The sequence below is a fragment of the Paenibacillus sp. BSR1-1 genome (genome assembly GCF_030403775.1).
GTDB lineage: Bacteria > Bacillota > Bacilli > Bacillales > Cytobacillaceae > Neobacillus.
This window is the reverse complement of sequence record NZ_JAQMWQ010000006.1, coordinates 63,090-81,622: the sequence shown is the minus strand read 5'-3', so window position 1 is coordinate 81,622 and position 18,533 is coordinate 63,090. Positions and strand designations below refer to the sequence as shown.

General features: G+C 39.1%; 17 protein-coding genes. All 17 read right to left on the bottom strand.

What is annotated here, in order from left to right:
• Positions 1-17 precede the first annotated feature (17 nt).
• The 17 genes from PH210_RS11935 to PH210_RS11855 all read right to left on the bottom strand — a co-directional run bounded on the left by PH210_RS11935 (position 18) and on the right by PH210_RS11855 (position 18,321).
• Complete coding sequence (locus tag PH210_RS11935; protein ID WP_289985609.1) at positions 18-788, bottom strand: amino acid ABC transporter ATP-binding protein; 771 nt, start codon at positions 786-788, stop codon at positions 18-20.
• The gene (locus PH210_RS11930; RefSeq protein ID WP_289985608.1) at positions 785-1,495 is read right to left on the bottom strand and encodes an amino acid ABC transporter permease; all 711 of its coding nucleotides are present in this window, start codon (positions 1,493-1,495) and stop codon (positions 785-787) included. Before PH210_RS11930 ends, PH210_RS11935 begins: the two co-directional genes overlap by 4 nt.
• A gap of 15 nt (positions 1,496-1,510) precedes the next feature.
• Positions 1,511-2,218 carry an amino acid ABC transporter permease gene (locus PH210_RS11925; protein WP_289985607.1) on the bottom strand — a complete coding sequence of 236 codons (708 nt, stop codon included), beginning with the start codon at positions 2,216-2,218 and terminating at the stop codon, positions 1,511-1,513.
• 35 nt (positions 2,219-2,253) lie between these two features.
• Positions 2,254-3,084 carry a transporter substrate-binding domain-containing protein gene (locus PH210_RS11920; protein ID WP_289985606.1) on the bottom strand — a complete coding sequence of 277 codons (831 nt, stop codon included), beginning with the start codon at positions 3,082-3,084 and terminating at the stop codon, positions 2,254-2,256.
• 55 nt (positions 3,085-3,139) lie between these two features.
• Positions 3,140-3,415 carry a glutaredoxin family protein gene (locus PH210_RS11915; protein WP_289985605.1) on the bottom strand — a complete coding sequence of 92 codons (276 nt, stop codon included), beginning with the start codon at positions 3,413-3,415 and terminating at the stop codon, positions 3,140-3,142.
• 226 nt (positions 3,416-3,641) lie between these two features.
• Positions 3,642-4,976 (bottom strand): LLM class flavin-dependent oxidoreductase, encoded by a 1,335-nt coding sequence (locus tag PH210_RS11910; protein WP_289985604.1) that lies wholly within the window; start codon positions 4,974-4,976, stop codon positions 3,642-3,644.
• 143 nt (positions 4,977-5,119) lie between these two features.
• A complete protein-coding gene (locus PH210_RS11905) occupies positions 5,120-5,878 on the bottom strand; it encodes an alpha/beta hydrolase (RefSeq protein WP_289985602.1) in 759 nt (252 codons plus the stop codon).
• An 80-nt stretch (positions 5,879-5,958) separates the two neighbouring features.
• A complete protein-coding gene (locus tag PH210_RS11900; protein WP_289985600.1) occupies positions 5,959-7,284 on the bottom strand; it encodes an LLM class flavin-dependent oxidoreductase in 1,326 nt (441 codons plus the stop codon).
• Positions 7,285-7,319: 35 nt separating this feature from the next.
• Positions 7,320-8,378, bottom strand: a complete 1,059-nt coding sequence (locus tag PH210_RS11895) for an LLM class flavin-dependent oxidoreductase (protein WP_289985598.1) — start codon at positions 8,376-8,378, stop codon at positions 7,320-7,322.
• A gap of 150 nt (positions 8,379-8,528) precedes the next feature.
• On the bottom strand, positions 8,529-10,544 hold the full coding sequence (locus PH210_RS11890; protein ID WP_289985595.1) for an ABC transporter ATP-binding protein: 2,016 nt from the start codon (positions 10,542-10,544) through the stop codon (positions 8,529-8,531).
• 14 nt (positions 10,545-10,558) lie between these two features.
• On the bottom strand, positions 10,559-11,449 hold the full coding sequence (locus PH210_RS11885) for an ABC transporter permease (protein WP_289985594.1): 891 nt from the start codon (positions 11,447-11,449) through the stop codon (positions 10,559-10,561).
• 38 nt (positions 11,450-11,487) lie between these two features.
• The gene (locus PH210_RS11880; protein WP_289985592.1) at positions 11,488-12,420 is read right to left on the bottom strand and encodes an ABC transporter permease; all 933 of its coding nucleotides are present in this window, start codon (positions 12,418-12,420) and stop codon (positions 11,488-11,490) included.
• A gap of 22 nt (positions 12,421-12,442) precedes the next feature.
• Entirely contained in the window at positions 12,443-14,095 is a 1,653-nt protein-coding gene (locus PH210_RS11875) for an ABC transporter substrate-binding protein (RefSeq protein ID WP_289985590.1), read from the bottom strand.
• Between the two features lie 12 nt (positions 14,096-14,107).
• Complete coding sequence (locus tag PH210_RS11870) at positions 14,108-15,445, bottom strand: LLM class flavin-dependent oxidoreductase (protein ID WP_289985589.1); 1,338 nt, start codon at positions 15,443-15,445, stop codon at positions 14,108-14,110.
• Between the two features lie 135 nt (positions 15,446-15,580).
• Entirely contained in the window at positions 15,581-16,615 is a 1,035-nt protein-coding gene (locus PH210_RS11865) for an LLM class flavin-dependent oxidoreductase (RefSeq protein ID WP_289985588.1), read from the bottom strand.
• Between the two features lie 268 nt (positions 16,616-16,883).
• Positions 16,884-17,234: a hypothetical protein gene (locus PH210_RS11860; RefSeq protein WP_289985586.1), complete on the bottom strand. Its 351-nt coding sequence runs from the start codon at positions 17,232-17,234 to the stop codon at positions 16,884-16,886.
• A 187-nt stretch (positions 17,235-17,421) separates the two neighbouring features.
• On the bottom strand, positions 17,422-18,321 hold the full coding sequence (locus tag PH210_RS11855) for a LysR family transcriptional regulator (protein ID WP_289985584.1): 900 nt from the start codon (positions 18,319-18,321) through the stop codon (positions 17,422-17,424).
• Between the last annotated feature and the right edge of the window lie 212 nt (positions 18,322-18,533).

Genomic DNA, 18,533 nt, shown 5'->3' with positions numbered 1-18,533 from the left:
TCCCAATTCAATTAGTTTTAATTCACCCGTTCTTTTAAAGGGGGAAAAAAAGAGTCACCGGAAATGCGCTGCAAGAATCGCCGGGTCCGTTCTTCCTTAGGAGCATGAAAAATTTCCAAGGGTGTACCTTCTTCTACAATCACACCTCCATCCATAAACAAAACACGATCCGAAACTTCCCTTGCAAAACTCATTTCATGTGTGACCACGACCATCGTAATCCCTTCCTTTGCGATTGTCTTAATAACAGAAAGTACTTCGCCGACTAGTTCAGGATCAAGAGCGGAGGTGGGCTCATCAAAGAGAATGACTTCAGGATTTAGAGCCAGCGCCCGCGCAATTCCTACACGCTGTTGCTGACCCCCTGATAATTGCGATGGATAGTGATGTAATTTATCTTTAAGACCTACTTTTTCCAGCACCAGTTCGCTTCTGTATCGGGCATCTTTTTTCTTCACTCTTTTCGCGACGATTAGCCCTTCCATTACATTTTGCAACACTGTCTTATGGGCAAATAAATTATAGTGTTGAAAAACCATCGCCGATTGTTTTCTAATAGTCAACATCTCCTTTTTCGTTGCCTTTTCAGTATCGACCTTTATATTTCCAATTTGCACCATGCCTCCATCAGGCTTCTCCAAAAAATTTAAGCATCTAAGCAGCGTCGTTTTTCCCGATCCACTTGGACCAAGAATCGTTACCACTTCCCCTTTTTCGATTTTCAAGTTAATCCCTTTTAACACTTCCGATTTATTGAATGATTTTTTTATTCCTTTTAAATTAATCATGACACGCCTCCTCGACTATACGATGTCACCTTTTTTTCAAGTAAAAAAGAAATTCCCTCTACCATAATCGTAAGTCCCCAATAGACGATTCCTGCCGCGATAAAGGCCTCTAAAAATTTCAGATTTGTAGAAGCGACGATATTGGCGGCACCCGTCAATTCTTTCTCTGAAACGAGAAATGCAATAGAGGATGTGTGTAAAAAACCGACAAATAGATTAGTAAAATTGGGAATAGACAGCGCCAAAGCCTGTGGAAGAACAATTCGGAACATCGCTTGATACTTTGTCATCCCTACCGAGTAAGCAGCTTCCAATTGACCAGTAGAAACACTGATGATTCCAGAGCGAATAATTTCTGATAAATAGGCACCTGCGGCTAACGACAAGGCAATCAATACAAACAAAATAATCGGTATTTTGTTTGTTTGAATGTTTAAATCAAATTTGGATGACACTTGATCAATTAATAAAGGGATTCCATAATAAATGACCATAATGTGCATGATGATTGGCGTACCTCTGAAAAAAGAAACATATCCATTCGCTGCCTGGTATAGAAACCTTGTTTTATATATCCTGACTAGTGCCACCGTCAATCCGATTAAAAAACCGATCGCCAAGGGAACAAGGGTTAATATAAGCGTAATGGGAAGAGACTTAATGATTTCTTTAAAAGCGGTCCAGATAAAAGGAATATCGATCGTCATGTATATTCCTCCTTTTTATGCAGCTGCTGATAGATCAGCTTTCTGATAACGATTGAAGTATTTTTCCAATTTTCCAAGTGTCTTTTCAAACAATAGAACAACAGAATAATAGATAATAGAAAGAGATATATACACTTCCAGCGCATGGGCAGTTGCTGAAATCAACGTATCTCCTCTTCCCATCATATCCATTACACCAATCGTGAACGCGAGTGAAGTATCCTTTAATGAACCGATAACAGAGTTAGCCACATTAGGAAAGGCAATCCGAAGTGCCTGTGGCATAACGATTCGAAAGAAGTTCTGCGTGCTGGTCATTCCCACTGAATAGGCCGCTTCCGTTTGTCCTTTATCAACAGCACGTATGGCTCCTCGGAAAATTTCTGAAAATCCAGCTCCATTACTAATTGCATAAGTAATGATTACGAAATAAATTGCCTCAAGTTTTGAAACATCAATTTTGATTATCTGAAGGACGGCAGGTAACCCATAAAATACAAGGAATAATTGGATAAGAATCGGTGTCCCGCGTATAAAAGAAACATATAAAATGACCAATTGATTTAAGATAGGTATTTTAAACATCCTCGGTATAGCAGCTGCTACACCGAGGATAAGTCCTAGAAAGATAGATGCTGCTAAAATCTGAAGAGTTACCCCTAGATAATGAAATAATGTCGGTATAAATTCGATAATTAATGACGGATCAAATGCTTTCCCCATTGATTAACCACCTCCAAACACTAACTTCCAACTTGTTAAAAGTTGACTGTATAGTCAGCTCCCAGCCATTTTTTACTCAATTCACTGACTACTCCTTCTTTTTTAAGCTCAACGAGTGCTTCATCGATTCTCTTTTGCAGTGGTGTTTCATCCTTTCTTAGCAGGAAATAAACTTTTGAATTCAAGAGCGGTTCACCGACCACTTTTTGCTGGGCATCAACAGACTTATTAAGGAAATCTACAGAGAATGGTGTAGTAATGGTGGCATCTGCCCGGCCAGTTTTAAGTTGGTTAATCGTTGAATCTGGCCCATTACCTGCATAGACAATCTCAATTCCAGCGTTATTTTCCTTGTTATACTTCTCTAAGAAAACAGCGGAGTTACTTGTTGCACTGACGATCGCTTTTTTCCCTTTTAAATCTTTTATCGAGTGAATATCATTATTATTTTTATTGACCGTTACATGTAGTGGAAAAATATTATAAGGTTCGTTATTGAAAAGAAACTTCTTTTTGCGCTCTTCATTCACTTCCATTTGGTGTGCGATAAAATCAATTTTATTTGTTTCTAAGCTAATTAAAAGATTAGAAAACTCCATCGTTTTGAATTCAAACTGGTATTCTGGCAGCTTTTCATCAATCTTTCGAACTAATTCCACATCATAACCGGTTAATTTTCCATTCTTATCAATAAAGCAGACATTCGGAAACTGTGTCCCTGTGCCAACTATGATTTTTTGTACTTTTGTGTCTCCTTTAGCGGTTTCTGTGCTTGCCTTGGTTGTTTTATTCGTTTCTTGCGAAGAGCATGCGCCAAGTGCTAACGTTAGCAGCACTGTTACAAATATCGTAAGTTTTTTCTTCATAAGTATTTGCACCTATCCTTTTCATTTACTTAAAATTCTATTGATTTAGTCGGAATTATTTCAATATTTTATGATTAAATCTTTCTAGCACTTTCTCGATATGTTCGATTCCTACTTGTGTAATTCCCTCATATACCTCATCTTTGCCAATTTCAACCACTGGCACATGACGGACACCATACTTGACTTCCAAAACATCTCTGCGATCATCATGGTGGGTAACATCTATTGTTTCGTATTTAATTCCCTTGTCTTCTAAATATTGTTTTACCTCTCCACAATAATGGCACCCTTCTTTTGCCCAAACCACAACAGATAATTCTTTTCCCATTTTTTATTCCTCCCAATAATTTTTCATTTTTGATTAATATAGCTCTGTTAAACTTGGTTGTTGATTTGCGCTCCAATCAACAGTGTTATTAAATCAACAATGGCCATTAACACAGCCATTAATAAAATAGGCTCCCTATTAAAGATTGATCATCTTTTAATAGAGAGCCTCTAGTTGACTAGCCGGCAGTGTTGCTGATCGGATTTACGATTATTAGTTTGTGTTATCAATGTGTTGTCACCTTTTTGGCATATTGGTTTTCTGGAAAAGGAATTCCAAGGTTTGCGCGTAATGTTTCACCCTCATATTCCGTTCTAAATATCCCTCGATTTTGAAGAATTGGTACGACCAAGTCCACAAAATCATTCAATCCATTTGGAACCGCTGAACCAATAATAAATCCATCAGCACCTTCTTTTTCGAACCATTCCTGAATAAGGTCCGCCACTTTTTCCGGAGTTCCAAAAAATGCAGGTTTTGGTGTTGTTTCTCTTAAAGCGACTTGGCGGAGCGTTAAATTATGTTCCTTAGCTTGTTTTTTTATTCGATTAGTATGACTTTGGAAGCTATTTTGACCTAAGTCTCCCAGATCAGGGAACGGTTCATCAAGAGGATATTGTGAAAAATCGTGATGCTCAAAATATCTGCCCAAATAATCCAGCGCTTTATCAATAGAAACCAAATTAGCAATTTCTTGATATTTTTTTTCTGCCTCTTCCTCAGTTGCAGCAATAATTGGTGCGATTCCAGGCAGAATGACGAGTTCATCGGGATTACGTCCGTATGCTTTTGCTCTATTTTTCACATCCCGATAAAAATCTTGTGCCGCTGCTAATGTTGGATGGCCTGTAAAGATGGCATCTGCTTCTTTGGCAGCAAGGTCTCTACCTGCATCGGAGGAACCAGCTTGAAATATGACCGGTCTCCCTTGCTTTGATCTGCCGATATTAAGCGGACCTTGCACGGAGAAAAATTCCCCTCTGTGGTTCAGATGATGTAATTTATCTGGATCAAAGAATACTCCCGTTTCTTTATCCCGGACAAAAGCGTCATCCTCCCAAGAATCCCAAAGTCCTTTGGCTACCTGCAAATATTCTGCTGCAATCCGGTATCTTTTGGCATGATCAGGATGTTCTTCGATCGTTTTACTAAAGTTGAGAGCCGTTTTTTCAAGTGGGGATGTAACCACGTTCCATCCAGCCCGGCCTTGGCTGATATGATCAAGCGACGAAAATTGTCTCGCGACATTGAACGGCTCACTATACGAGGTTGATAGTGTACCCACGAGACCAATTCTCGAAGTGACCGCAGCAAGGGCAGACAAAATGGTGAGTGGTTCAAAACGATTTAAAAAGTGTGGAATCGACTTCTCGTTAATATGCAAACCATCTGCAATGAAGACTAAGTCAAATTTACCTTGTTCTGCTTTCTCTGCCTGATTGGTATAAAACTCCAAACTGACACTTGCATCTGGTTGAATATTGGGATGCCTCCATCCAGCAATATTTCCGCCGACACCATGAATAATTGCACCAAATTTTATTTGTTTTGGATTAGGCATGTAAGATCCTCCTTATTAACTCCGAGTTATTTGATAGGAATGCTTTTATTGTTCTTGTGCTTAATCCTACCATTTAAAAATTGGAAATTCTATACTTTATCTGATAGAAAAATTTATTGTTTTCATTCGGAAATTCTATCAATCTAACTTACATCATGGCTACTATGCTGTTGAACAAAACGTTGGCACTCCTCTATAATTAGATCCTTGTCATGGTCCAAGGATGCCACATGATAGGAATTTTCCAGAACAATCATTTCCTTTCCTGCAGACCCTATATGATTCATTATATAATCTGTATTTTCCGGTGGTACGACATGATCGACAGCAGATTTAACACCTAATACTGGACAATGAATATCAGGTATTATTGCTGGTGTTTTGTCCATTAAAGTTTGCAGTTGATGAATAGATTTAATGGGTACTTTTTCGTAAGTAATTTCATGAGCATCCTTTGCCTTAATATCAGGATTTCCTTCATCAATAAATCTTGGACTGGCTTTTCCCCTTAAATGGTCATAAGACGGAAGCGTTAAAGCTGGATTAACCAAAATAATTCCCTTTACATCCCGATATTTATGAGCAAGCCAAAGCGCCAGTGTCCCACCCATTGACTGTCCTAATACAAAGATGCTGTTGCAATGCTGGGCTAATGTTTGATAGCCCTTTTCCAAAGATTTAAACCACTCTTCGTGTGTGCAATTCTCTAAATCATAATAATGGGTTCCATGCCCTTTTAATCTTTGTGCAAAAACCGAATACCCCAATTGTGCAAGTTTCTCGCCAACGTATTGCACACTTTGTGGAGTACCAACAAATCCATGTGAAATCAGAATCCCAACATTGTTTCCCTTATAATAAAATTCTTCTGCCCCCCTAATAATTGGAAACTGTTCTTCCATCTTTTTCGCCCTCCTTTTCTACAAAACTCAACTAAACACATTAAATAAGTAGGAATTATAATAATAAAAAAAGCCAATTTTTATTCAGATTGATTTTTTGGAAACGGCAGACCGTAATGATCTCTCAAAGTATATCCTGTATATTCCGTCCTAAAGAGCTGTCTTCGCTGCAATTCTGGAATGACTAAATTGACAAATGGTTCGAAATCACGGTTCATTACTTGTGGCATGATATTAAAACCATCAGCTGCTTTGTTATGAAACCAAAATTCAAGTTCATCCGCAATTCTCTTTGGGGTCCCACTGATGGTAAAATGGCCCCTTCCTCCTCCTAAACGAATAAGCAATTGTCTGACTGTAAGATTTTCACGTTGGGCCAATTGAATAATTAATTGACTACGACTTTGATGTCCTTGTATCTCCTCTATGACAGGTAGATTGGGCAGGGGTTCATCTAAGGAAACTGATGTTAAATCCACCCCAATTCTATTCGAAAGCTGTATTAAACTATGGCTGAAATTCATGAATTTGGCTAACTCTTCTTCTCTTTCTTTGGCTTCCTCATCTGTATTCCCTATAATAAAACTTATCCCCGGCAATATTTTTACTTGATTCGGGTCCCTGCCGTTCCTGGCTATCCTTGCTTTTACATCTTGATAAAAAACTCTTGCATCTTCAAAGGTTTGCTGTGCGGTAAATATGGCATCAGCATATTGAGAGGAAAATTCCTTTCCATCCTCTGATGTTCCTGCTTGAACAAGTACCGGTCTTTTCTGTGGGGAACTTGGAATGTTTAATGGTCCACGAACTTTAAAAAATTCTCCCTTATGATGAATTTCATGTACTTTATGTTTGTCTGCAAAAGTTCCATTCACTTTATCCGCTAAAATAGCATCATCTTCCCAGCTATCCCAAAGCTTCCTCGTTACCTCTAAGAATTCTTTTGCTTTTTTATAACGTTTAGCATGATCAGGGATATCTTCCAGATTAAAATTTTGTGCTTCACTATCAGTTCCAGATGTTATGATATTCCAGCCAGCACGCCCATTGCTCAGAAAATCAAGGGAAGAAAATCTTCGCGCAACATTGTAAGGCTCATTAAAACTTGTTGAGACAGTTGCAATTAATCCAATACGATCCGTTACGGCTGCCAATGCAGATAATAATGCAGTTGGTTCATAGGAGATAAGCGGCCCGTTATCGACAGCCTTTGGTGAAGTTGAAATACGATCTGCGAGAAAGATAGAATCCATTTTTGCCATTTCAGCTTTTTGAGCCAATTGTTTATAATAAGAGAAATTCATCAATTGATTAGGTAGAGATTCCGGGTGACGCCACGAGGCCTCATGATGTCCCATATTATATAAAAATAGATTTAGATGCATTTTTCTCCTTAGTTTACTCATGTATACCCCTTTCTGTCAGAATTCACATTTATTTATTAAGATTCCACAGCAGCAGGTTCCGTTTCCCAAACTGTACTTGGAACCTCTCGTCTAAGAACCGGTATAACATCCGTAGCAAACCTTTCGAGCTGCTCATATTGTTCTTCCTTACTTAAGCCGCCCACACTTATACTTTGTACTTGATGACCGAATGCTTGATGATATTTTAGTATCTTCTCTATAACAAATTCTGCGCTTCCAATTAAGGCTGAGCCATTTTCAATGTGATCTTCAAGATCCTTAAATGGAGATTGGTTATGTATTGCGGCTTCTGTATTCATTTGAATATCATAGTACGGCCGGAAACGATTAATGGCTTCTTCGTTTGTATCGGCCAAGTACAAACTGCCTGCCCCTGCACCGACAACCGCTTTTTTTGGATCAAACCCATAATATTCTAAACGTTCGCGGTAATGGTCAATTAACTCTTTATATTTAGCCATTGGATGAAAAGCATTAGATGAAAAAATTGGCTCTCCATTCTTTGCTGCCAGTTCAGTTGAGAGTGGACTTGATGCACTCCCATGCCAAATAGGTATCTGATTTTGATATGGTCTTGGTTCTGTCGTTACATTATATATTGGCGAACGGTAGTTTCCTTCCCATGAGACATTTTCTTCCGTCCATAAGCGTTTAAGAAGATCATAACGTTCAGCAAGGGAAGCCCATTGCTCCTCTTCTGTTATTCCGAATAACGGGTAATGACGCGGATCGTTGCCTTTACCAATCATCATTTCTAATCTTCCGCCAGAAAGATGATCAAGTGTCGCATAATCCTCTGCGACTCGCACCGGATCAAGAACACTCAAAACCGATACAGTAGGCAGCAATCGGATTTTGGTGGTTTTGGCAGCAATTGCTGTTAACATTACAGCTGGAGAAGAAGATAAAAACGGTGCCCCATGACGCTCACCTACCCCATAGCCATCAAAACCAAGCGATTCGGCCAAAACGGCCTGATCAATCACTTGTTGAATTCTTTCCTGTGTCGTTAAATTTTCTCCTGTTACACCATTTGGATGATTACTCATAAGGTCAAACAAAACAAATTTCATTAGTATTCCCCCCCCATTTTATCCTTCGTGCTTCATCCCGAATATGAAAGACATTTCGACCACTGCATCGGCTGTTTTTGTCCTTCATCCTGGTTATGAAAGACACTTTGACCTTTGTATAAATTGTTTATTTCCTTCATCTAAACTTTTTTAAATGGGATTATGGCAAGCAGCCCAATGCCCTTTATTAATTTCCCTAAATAGAGGTTGTTCTTCACGACAACGGGCCGTCGCAGCTGGACAACGGGTATGAAAACGGCAGCCGCTCGGCGGATTCAATGGAGATGGTATTTCTCCCTGTATAGATATCCGTTCCCTGTTGTACAAAGGATCTGCGACTGGAATTGAATCAATTAGTCCTTTGGTATAATGGTGGGCAGGATGCAAGAACAGTTCTTCACTATCGGCCAATTCCACCAGTTGACCTAAGTACATTACCCCAATACGATCTGAGACATGACGGACAATATTTAAACCATGAGCGATAAATAAATAAGTTAAATTGCTCTCTTTCTGTAATTCCTGCAATAAATTAATAATCTGTGCCTGAACAGAAACATCTAACGCTGACACGGCTTCATCAGCTAGGATAAACTGTGGATTTAGTGCAATTGCTCTTGCAATAGCTATACGCTGACGCTGCCCTCCAGAAAATTCATGTGGATATCGATCTAACCCGTTTTTATTTAGGCCAACTTTTTCTAACAATTCTTGAACTCTATTTTTCTCTTCTTTCAGACTAAGTGTTTCATGAACTTGCAATGGCTCGCCAATTATATCGCCAACCTTCCAACGAGGATTTACAGACCCATAGGGATCTTGATAAATCACTTGCATATCTTTACGCTTTTGACGCAATTCTCCTGCCCCTAATTTTGTTAAATCCCGGTCTTGAAAAAAAACATTTCCACTAGTCAACTTTTCCATCTGTAAAAGAACCCGGCCCAATGTCGACTTTCCACTGCCTGATTCTCCAACAAGACCAAATGTCTCTCCCTTTTCAATCGTGAATGAGACTTTGTCCACTGCTTTAATAATGGATTGGTTTCGAGAAAAAAGACTTTTTCCAATCGGATAATATTTACTCACTTCCTGAATTGAAAACAGAGGTTCAGCAGAGTGCTTTGAGCTGGTTTGAGATTCATTTTCAGACAGCACCACCGTTTCTTGTACTGGTTGTTTCCAATCATTCCTCAATATTTCCTCTGCATGCCAGCAAGCAGTTTCCCGATTATTCAATTCAAATAAGGGCGGTGATTCTACTCTACAACGATCCGTTGCAAAGGGGCAGCGGGGATGAAACTGGCAGCCCGATGGCAAATCAGCCAGTCCCGGGATAGATCCATTGATAGAATAGAGCTTTTTACTTCGATCACTATCTATCGTCGTAATCGACTGCATCAACCCACGTGTATAAGGATGATGGGGCAGCTCAAACAATTGTCCTGCCGTTGCCTGCTCAACGATTCGGCCGGCATACATCACAATAATCCGGTCTGCCATTTCTGCTGCAACGCCCATATCATGTGTAATTAAAAGAATAGACATGCCAAATTCTTTTTTCAATTCTTGAAGTAGTTTCAATATTTGTGCTTGAATGGTAACATCCAGGGCTGTCGTAGGTTCATCCGCAATGAGAAGGTCCGGTCCGCAAGCAAGCGCCATCGCAATCATTGCCCGTTGCAGCATGCCACCAGATAACTCGTTCGGATATTGATTCAATCGTATTTCAGCGTCGGATATGCCCACTCGTTCCAGCAAATAAAGCGCACGTTGTTTCGCATGCAATTTAGTAGATTGCTTGTTTTCAAGAATGGTTTCGATAATCTGGCTTCCTATTGTAAAAACGGGGTCAAAAGCAGCCATTGGCTCTTGAAAGATCATCGCCACTTTCTTACCTCTAATCGAACGAAGCTTCTTTTGAGAGAGTTGGGTGAGGTCAACTCCATCCAGTACAATGCTTCCATCTGAAATCATTCCATTTTCATAATCGATTAGCCTCATGATTGCTTTAGAGGTAACACTTTTCCCGCTTCCAGACTCTCCTACAAGGCAGACTGTCTCCCCGGCTTTAATATGTAACGATACATCGTTTATGGCGGTAAGAGCACGATCCTTAAACGCAAAATCCACCTTTAAATGCTGGATGTCAAGCAACTTCTGCATCTGAGGTTCCTCCTTTATCTCTTTTTGCTTATTTTTGGATCAAAAGTATCCCGTAGTTTATCCCCCATAATGTTTACAGAGAGAACCAAAAGAGTAATCGCTAAACCAGGAAAAGTACATATCCACCATCCTACCGTCAAATAACCACGTCCCTGTGAAAGTAGTGCTCCCCAATCAGGAATTTCTTTAATTACTCCCAGTCCAAGAAAACTTAACCCTGCCCCAATTAAAATGGAGGATCCAAGACCAATTGTTGCCATGACTAACAGAGGGGACCAGGAATTTGGCAGCAGGTGCCAGAGAAAAATCTTCCACTCATGTGTACCAATTGAACGCGAGGCATCTACATACTGGCGTTTTTTTATCGATATCATCTGCCCTCTCATGACACGTGCATATCCTGGAATGGATGCTGCAGCAACCGCTAAGACAATATTAAATAAACCGGGCCCGAGTGCAGCAGCAATCGCTAATGCAAGAAGAACCGCAGGAATTGTCATCAAAATCTCAATAAACCGCATAAATACAACATCAATGATGCCACCAAAATAACCGGCTGCAGAACCTATTATTCCGCCAATTAATCCTCCAATGAGAACAGAAGCAATCCCAATTATAAGCGAGTCCCTGCTTCCATATATGACAAGACTTAAAACGTCTCTCCCAAAATAATCTGTTCCGAACCAATGTGCCGAATTTGGTGCACTTAAAGTGCTGGCTGTATCCATAAAGGTTGGCGAATAGGGCGCAAGCCATTTTGGAAATAAGGCGCAGGTAATAATGAAGATTACAATTATTCCTGCACCATATATAAAGAAGTTTGATACCGAGAAGTTTGTGTGTAATCTTGCAAACTTCCATTTTGGAACCTGCAGCACCGTTTTGGTATTAACCACTTCCTTCATTATATTTTCCTCCCGCTTATAAATTTTTGTGTTACCATTTAGTTAGCCCTGCGTACCCTTGGGTCAATGATCGAATAGGATAGGTCTACTAATAGATTGATAACCACAAATACAATCGCACTAAAGAAGACAACACCTTGTATTACAGGCAGATCTTTCGCCATAATGGCATCCGCAACAATCCGGCCGATTCCCTGTCTTGAAAATACCGTTTCAATAACTACTGTACCCGCCATAAGTTCCCCAATATTTAGACCAATGATGGTAATCGCAGGAATAAGGGCGTTGCGAAGAGCATGTCGATACATGACTGCACGTTCAGAAAGACCTTTAGCCCTTAATGTAACAATGAATGGTTCATTTATCACTTCCAGCATACTAGTACGCACCATTCGAATGATTAATCCTGCACCTACAAAACCGAGGGAAAGTGATGGAAGGACAATTGTTTTCCAGCCATCTGAACCCATTGCAGGAAACCAGTTTAGGAATACTGAAAAGATTAATATAAGTAAAATCCCCGACCAAAATGTCGGCATTGATATTCCAAATAAACCAATCAAACGAGCGATAAAATCGATCCATTTATTACGGTAAATCGCTGATAATACACCGAAAAACACACCAATTATAATCGAAACTAAAGCGCTGGCCAGTGTTAGAGCAAGCGTAGCAGGAAAGTGTTCTAAAATTTTGGGAAGAACCTGATCCCTATTGACTAATGATTGACCAAAGTCCCCATGAAGGACATTCATAAAATAATCTAAGAATTGCACATAAAACGGTTGATCAAGCCCCAATTCCTTGCGTAAATTTTCTACCATTTCAGGAGTAGCTACAGAGGGATCAAGCATGGATAGCACTGGATCCCCCGGAAGCAGATAAATGATGCAAAAGACAAGGACTAAGGAGCCAAAAATGGATACAAGTGCCGTCAATATCTTTAAAAGGATCTTGTTCACTATAGCCATAATCTATCAGCCCCTTTTCTCTTTATTGTTCAATATTGACATCATTGAACAATGGATATCCTAATGAGTCGAATGTAATGCCATTTACAGTTTTAGACGCTGCCACTGTGTATGGGAAAACATAAATGGGAATGATCCAAGCGTCTTTTATTATTTTTTGCTGTACTTTTTTATAAGTTTCTTCACGTTTTGCAGGATCCAGCTCTATAGTTCCTTGCTCGAGCCATTGATCCAGTTCTGGATCTGAACCGCCAGTTAAGCCTTTAAAAACAGCTTCCTCTTCAGGAGTGCGTGTATGATATATGGCTCTAAGTGCATTGGGATCGGAATTAACTTGGCTGTTTCCATACAAGTCGTAATCTGCGTTTTTATAGATTACTGTTGCAACATCTTTCGTAATATTAATCTCTACTTTAATTCCAATCTTTTTTAACTGCTGCTGAACTATGACAGCAATATCATTTCTTTTCTCACGATTAGGCGTTCCATCTACATATTTCAATGTAAACGGCTTTCCATCTTTTACCCGGATTCCATCCGAACCTTTTTTATACCCTAGTTCGTCGAGTATTTGGTTGGCTTTTTTAATATTTGCCTTCGTCTCACCTTCCAGGGATTTATCGTAGCCTAAAATGCCCGGTGTAATTGGTGACCATGACCTTTCGTATGTTCCTAAATACAATGTCTTAACAATCGAGTCAACATCAACGGCCAGTTGAACCGCTTGACGGACCTTCACATCATTCCATGGTGCTTTTCTTTGATTGAAAAAGAGTGTGTATGGCAGACCAATAGTATTTACCTTAAGTAATTGAGTTTTCGAATCATTCTTTAACGAAGCGATATTTTGCGGCGGGACAGTTTCAGCCGCAAGCACTTGCCCGCTTTGGACACTTCCGATCCGGGTTGCCTCCTCTGGAATGATTTTAAATGTAATTTTATCTAAATAAGGTGCTTCCTTATTTTCGACATTTGCGGGTCCCCAGTGATAATCCTTATTTTTTTCAACTACAATGTCTGCGTTTTCTGACCAACTGACAAATTTATAGGGTCCGGTTCCTACAGGGTTTTTACTAAATTGATCACCATACTTCTCTGCAGCTGTTGGGGAAACAATCCCAAGCATGGCCTGGCTTAAATTACTTAAAAACGAGGCTGAAGGTGTTGCTAGATTAATTTTGATGGTGTAATCATCAATCACCTCTGACGATTGGTAGGGTTTCAAAAGAGCGACGGCATTTTTTGCTTGGGTTTTGGGATCATTTATCCGGTCAAAACTATATTTTACTGCTGCTGCATTAAAGGGTGTTCCATCATGAAACTTTACGTCTTTACGCAGCGTAAATGTATAACTTTTCCCATCATTTGAAATCTTCCATTCCGTAGCAAGCCACGGTTTTATTGTGTTATCAGGCGCTTGAACTACCAAACTATCAAAAATCGTTCTGAAAGCACGAACTGCCACAGCTAACCCGCTTCGAGCAGGATCAAGTGAATCAGGAGATGTTGCCAGTGCAAAGGTTAAATCTCCTCCTGACTTTGGATGTGATGCGCCCTCTTTGTTGGATTCTTGTGAACTACTATTTTTGGTACTAGTACTACTTGCACAGCCTGACACTAGAAGGACAAATACTAAAAGAATGGCTAATAATTTTATCTGATTAACTTGTTTCATTGCAAACTCCTCCTATCCATTTTTCACTGTAGATTGTGCATAACGATTAACCGGGTATGGGAGTCCAAGATTTCCCCGCAATGTGTCGGATTCATATTCTGTTCGAAATAATCCACGTTCTTGAAGAATTGGCACAACATAATCAATAAATCCAGTTAAATTGCTTGGTAGATTGAAGTGAACAATAAATCCATCCGCCCCATAGCCTTCGAACCATTCTTGGATAAGATCAGCAACTCTATCTGGCGTTCCAATAAAAGGTGTTCTTGGTGTCGCTGCCCTTAGCGCTACCAGCCTTAGTGTTAAGTTTTGTTCTTTCGCCTCCTTTTTGATAAGATCCGTTCCACTTTTGAAGCTGTTTGATCCCAAATCCCCGATTTCTGGAAATGGTTCATCAAGTGGATACTGTGAAAAATCATGATGTTCAAAAAAGCGTCCTAAATAGTTCAAAGCCTGTTCAATCGATACTAAATTAGCAATCTCTTGATATTTCTGTTCAGCTTCTTCCTCTGTTTTTCCAACAATCGGCTCGATGCCTGGCAAAATAAGAATGTGTTCAGGATTCCTGCCATATGCAGCCGTCCTGCTTTTCACATCTTGATAGAATTTTTGAGCTGCTTCTAATGTAGCCTGACCTGTGAAAATGGCATCGGCATTTTTGGCAGCAAGGTTTTTCCCATCTTCAGAGGAACCTGCTTGGAAGATGATAGGACGGCCTTGCTTCGACCTGGCTATATTTAATGGCCCTTGTATAGAGAAAAACTCCCCTTTGTGATTTAATTGATGTAATTTTTCAGGATCAAAAAATATCCCTGATTCCTTATCTCGAATAAATGCATCATCTTCCCATGAATCCCATAATCCATTGGCTACATCTAGATATTCAGAGGCAATTCGATATCTTTTTGGATGATCAGGATGCTCCTCAATCGTTTTGCCAAAATTTAAGGCCGTTTTCTCTAATGGAGATGTAACTACGTTCCAGCCTGCTCTGCCATGACTTATATGATCTAGTGATGAAAATTGCCTTGCGACAGTAAACGGTTCACTATAGGAAGTTGATACGGTTCCTGCAAGGCCAATTCGTTTCGTTACGGCTGCAAGTGCCGATAGAATTGTCAGTGGTTCAAATCGATTTAGGAAATGAGGCAATGATTTTTCGTTAATATGCAAACCATCTGCAATAAAGACAAAATCGAATTTAGCCTTTTCAGACTTTTGTGCTTGTTCCTTATAAAAATCAAAATTCACACTCGCATCCGTTAATACCTCTGGATGTCTCCACGCGGCAATATTTCCTCCGACGCCATGAATGATCGTTCCAAATTTTAATTGTCTTTTAGCTGACATTTTTAATTTCCTCCCTCATTGTCTATTATTCCTACATGAATAGTGTGTTTTAATGTTGTAAAGCGGCCCTATTTATTGATTTAAATACTTTGTTATCACTCCTGGCTTGTTTCGCATGATTTAAATAAATCTACTTTATTTTTTGGCGAATTCCTTATTTGACGGTTGCATGTTTTCCTCTTCTTCTTGGTATAACGGGCTTAACAGCTGAAAGGATCGAATTCTTTCTTCATCCTTTTCAATCGGTGTATGTAGAATAAATTCATCCACCTGATAGTTTTTATGAAGCTCTTCTAACATTTCATTCACCATAGCAGGGGTTCCTATGAGAATATCGGCTTCTTGCTCCGTGATTTCATATGGTTCACCAGCCTGCCTTCCGAACACTTCTGCTTGTTCAAGCGATTGTAATGTCACCGAGCGTCCGCTTTGCAGATGGACTTTTACAATTTTTCTATTGCCTACGAGGACTTCGGCTTCATCTTGGGTAGGAGCAGCAATAACTGCCAGTGAAATGATGAATTTTCCGTTAGGAAAGCCTTGCCGATAGGCAATTGCCGCATCTCGAAGTATTCGATCATCACTATTGATAAATTTTGCAAAAACGAATGAGATTCCTAGACTTGCAGCAAGTTCTGCACTATTTACACTTGCACCAAGCAAGAAAATTTCAGGTTTTTCATGGGGAATAGGAGTTGCTTGGATTCCTGCAAGCGGGTGATCATCTTCGACTGAATTTTCAATTATTTTTTGCAATAACGAAATCTTTTCACTAAAGTCATGCCCATTATTGACTGTCCCAAATTGTAAGGCTTTGGTTGACAATGGAAGCCCGCCCGGTGCTTTTCCTATACCAAGGTCAACTCTTCCTGGAGCAAGTGTCGATAAGACATGAAAGTTTTCTGCAACTTTATATGGACTATAATGCTGCAGCATTACTCCTCCTGATCCAACTCGAATTGTGTTTGTTCGTGCCAATACGTATGAAATCAATACTTCAGGTGAGGATCCTGCCACTTGGTCTGAATGATGATGTTCTGATACCCAAAAACGTGAATAGCCCCATTCTTCCGCTTTTTGCGCCAAGCGTACGGTTTTCTGTAATGCATGAGAAGCGGTGGTTCCAGGAAATACTGGGCTCTGATCTAAAATACTCAGTTGATAACTCATTTAATTTCGCCTCCGTTTTTATTCCGATATTACCAATTGGAAAAGTATGTTTTATTTTAATTGTTGTTTATCCTATCACTGAAAATACTGAACTGGCAATACTTTTACTTATAGGAAAAAATAGATTATTGATAAAAAAATTCTATCAAAAAACTTTTAGGACATTTTTGGCTAGGAAATTACTCTTCATTTACCGCATTAGCTTTTAATTTTCGGGTTTTGAACGCCTGCTTAAGTATTTACGTTTCAAGGTTCTAATTTTTAATCTCTAAAGAGGTATTACCTTTCCACCTTGAGCATCATCTTTCAGAAATTCATTCAGTCTTTTTGTTAGACCACCATGGCCAAAGCGAATAAATTTATGCATATTTGGCTCGTGCATCTCTTCTTTGACAAAATCTAAAAACGCCAAGAGCTGAATTCTTCGGCAATATATATTGTCAATTCCATAGTCATAAAACCATTGATCAATCGTATTGTATATCCCTCGATTGACTCCGTACTGTTGGTTACACCAAATAAAAAATGGCAAATCCGGCAAGTTGAGAAACTTGCTGGCTGCTAAGGAACTTACATTCTTTGTAAAGGTTCTGACTGAATTTTTACTTTGAGGTTTCATAAATGTCCCCCTCCTTATATACGCATATCCAATAATACAAACAAGAATAGTCGGAATTATAGTGTTACTTTGCCCCTGCTAATTTATTCGCGGGTGATTTATTTAATTGAGATTAATCCTATCACCCAGAAGATGGTAATGGCAATATGTTTACTGATAGAAAAAATCAATCAACCAATAGGAATAATTAATCACACAAGATGCTTTGCTTTTCAAATTCTTTAACAGAAAAAAGAATATCATTCCACAGCTGTTGATTTCCAAAACTATTATTTAAGTAAGCCGCATAAATATGCTGATTTAGATGAATAAAATGTGAAACATCGATTTCGATAAGCTCGCCTAGCTCCAACTCTTTTTTTACACATAAGTAAGGTAAAAATCCTATTCCATTTTTGCTTAGTATAATCGATTTTGCCACTTCAAGATGGTCCACTAAAAATTCAATATTGGGTTTTACATTAGCCACTTCAAATAATTTGTGAATCCGATTCCAGTCAAAAGCACCACACTCGAAAAACACCATCGGTTCCATGGCCAATTGCTGGATAGAAATATTTTTTAGAGATTCAAAGGAGTGATCCGGATATACAACTAATCTGACGGAATTATTTAAGAGTTCATGCTTTTGAATTCCATGGTGGGATATCTCCTTTAAAAAGGCGATATCAACTTGTTTCTGAAGAAGTTTTTCCAGCAATACATCGTTTGTAGCTGAGATAAATTTAAATCGCAGCTCGGGATGCGATTTTTTCAAGAAAGGAAGGGCAAACGGAATAAAGTATTGTGAGGTAATAATATTGGCCCCTATGACAATTTCCTTTGGATTATCTTCTTTTTTCAATAGTTTCTTTCCTTGATCGTAGGTTTGTATGATTTGCTCTGCATATGGAATAAAAGCTTTTCCTTCTTCCGATAATGTCAAGCTTCTCCCCTTTCGTAAAAATAATTCGATGCCTAAATCCCGTTCCAATGTTTTAATTCTCGCAGTAACGGTTGGCTGAGATAAATAAAGAGCTTCTGCAGCTTTATGGATACTTTCCAAATGAACTACATACATAAACGCTTCCATGTGATCGATATTCAATTCTTCCAACCCCTTTCCGTTTAATTATTTACCGTTGCCAATAAAAAAAGCTCCAAAACACACGAATGTGTTATGGAGCCTTTGGACGACCAATCGGCAGATTTCATTTTTTAAAAGTTTTCTAAATTTTACTCCAATTAATCCAATGTGTAAAGTAAGAATTAAAAAAATATTCTATTAAGTTTAAGAAATTAAGTTGGAACATATTGTTC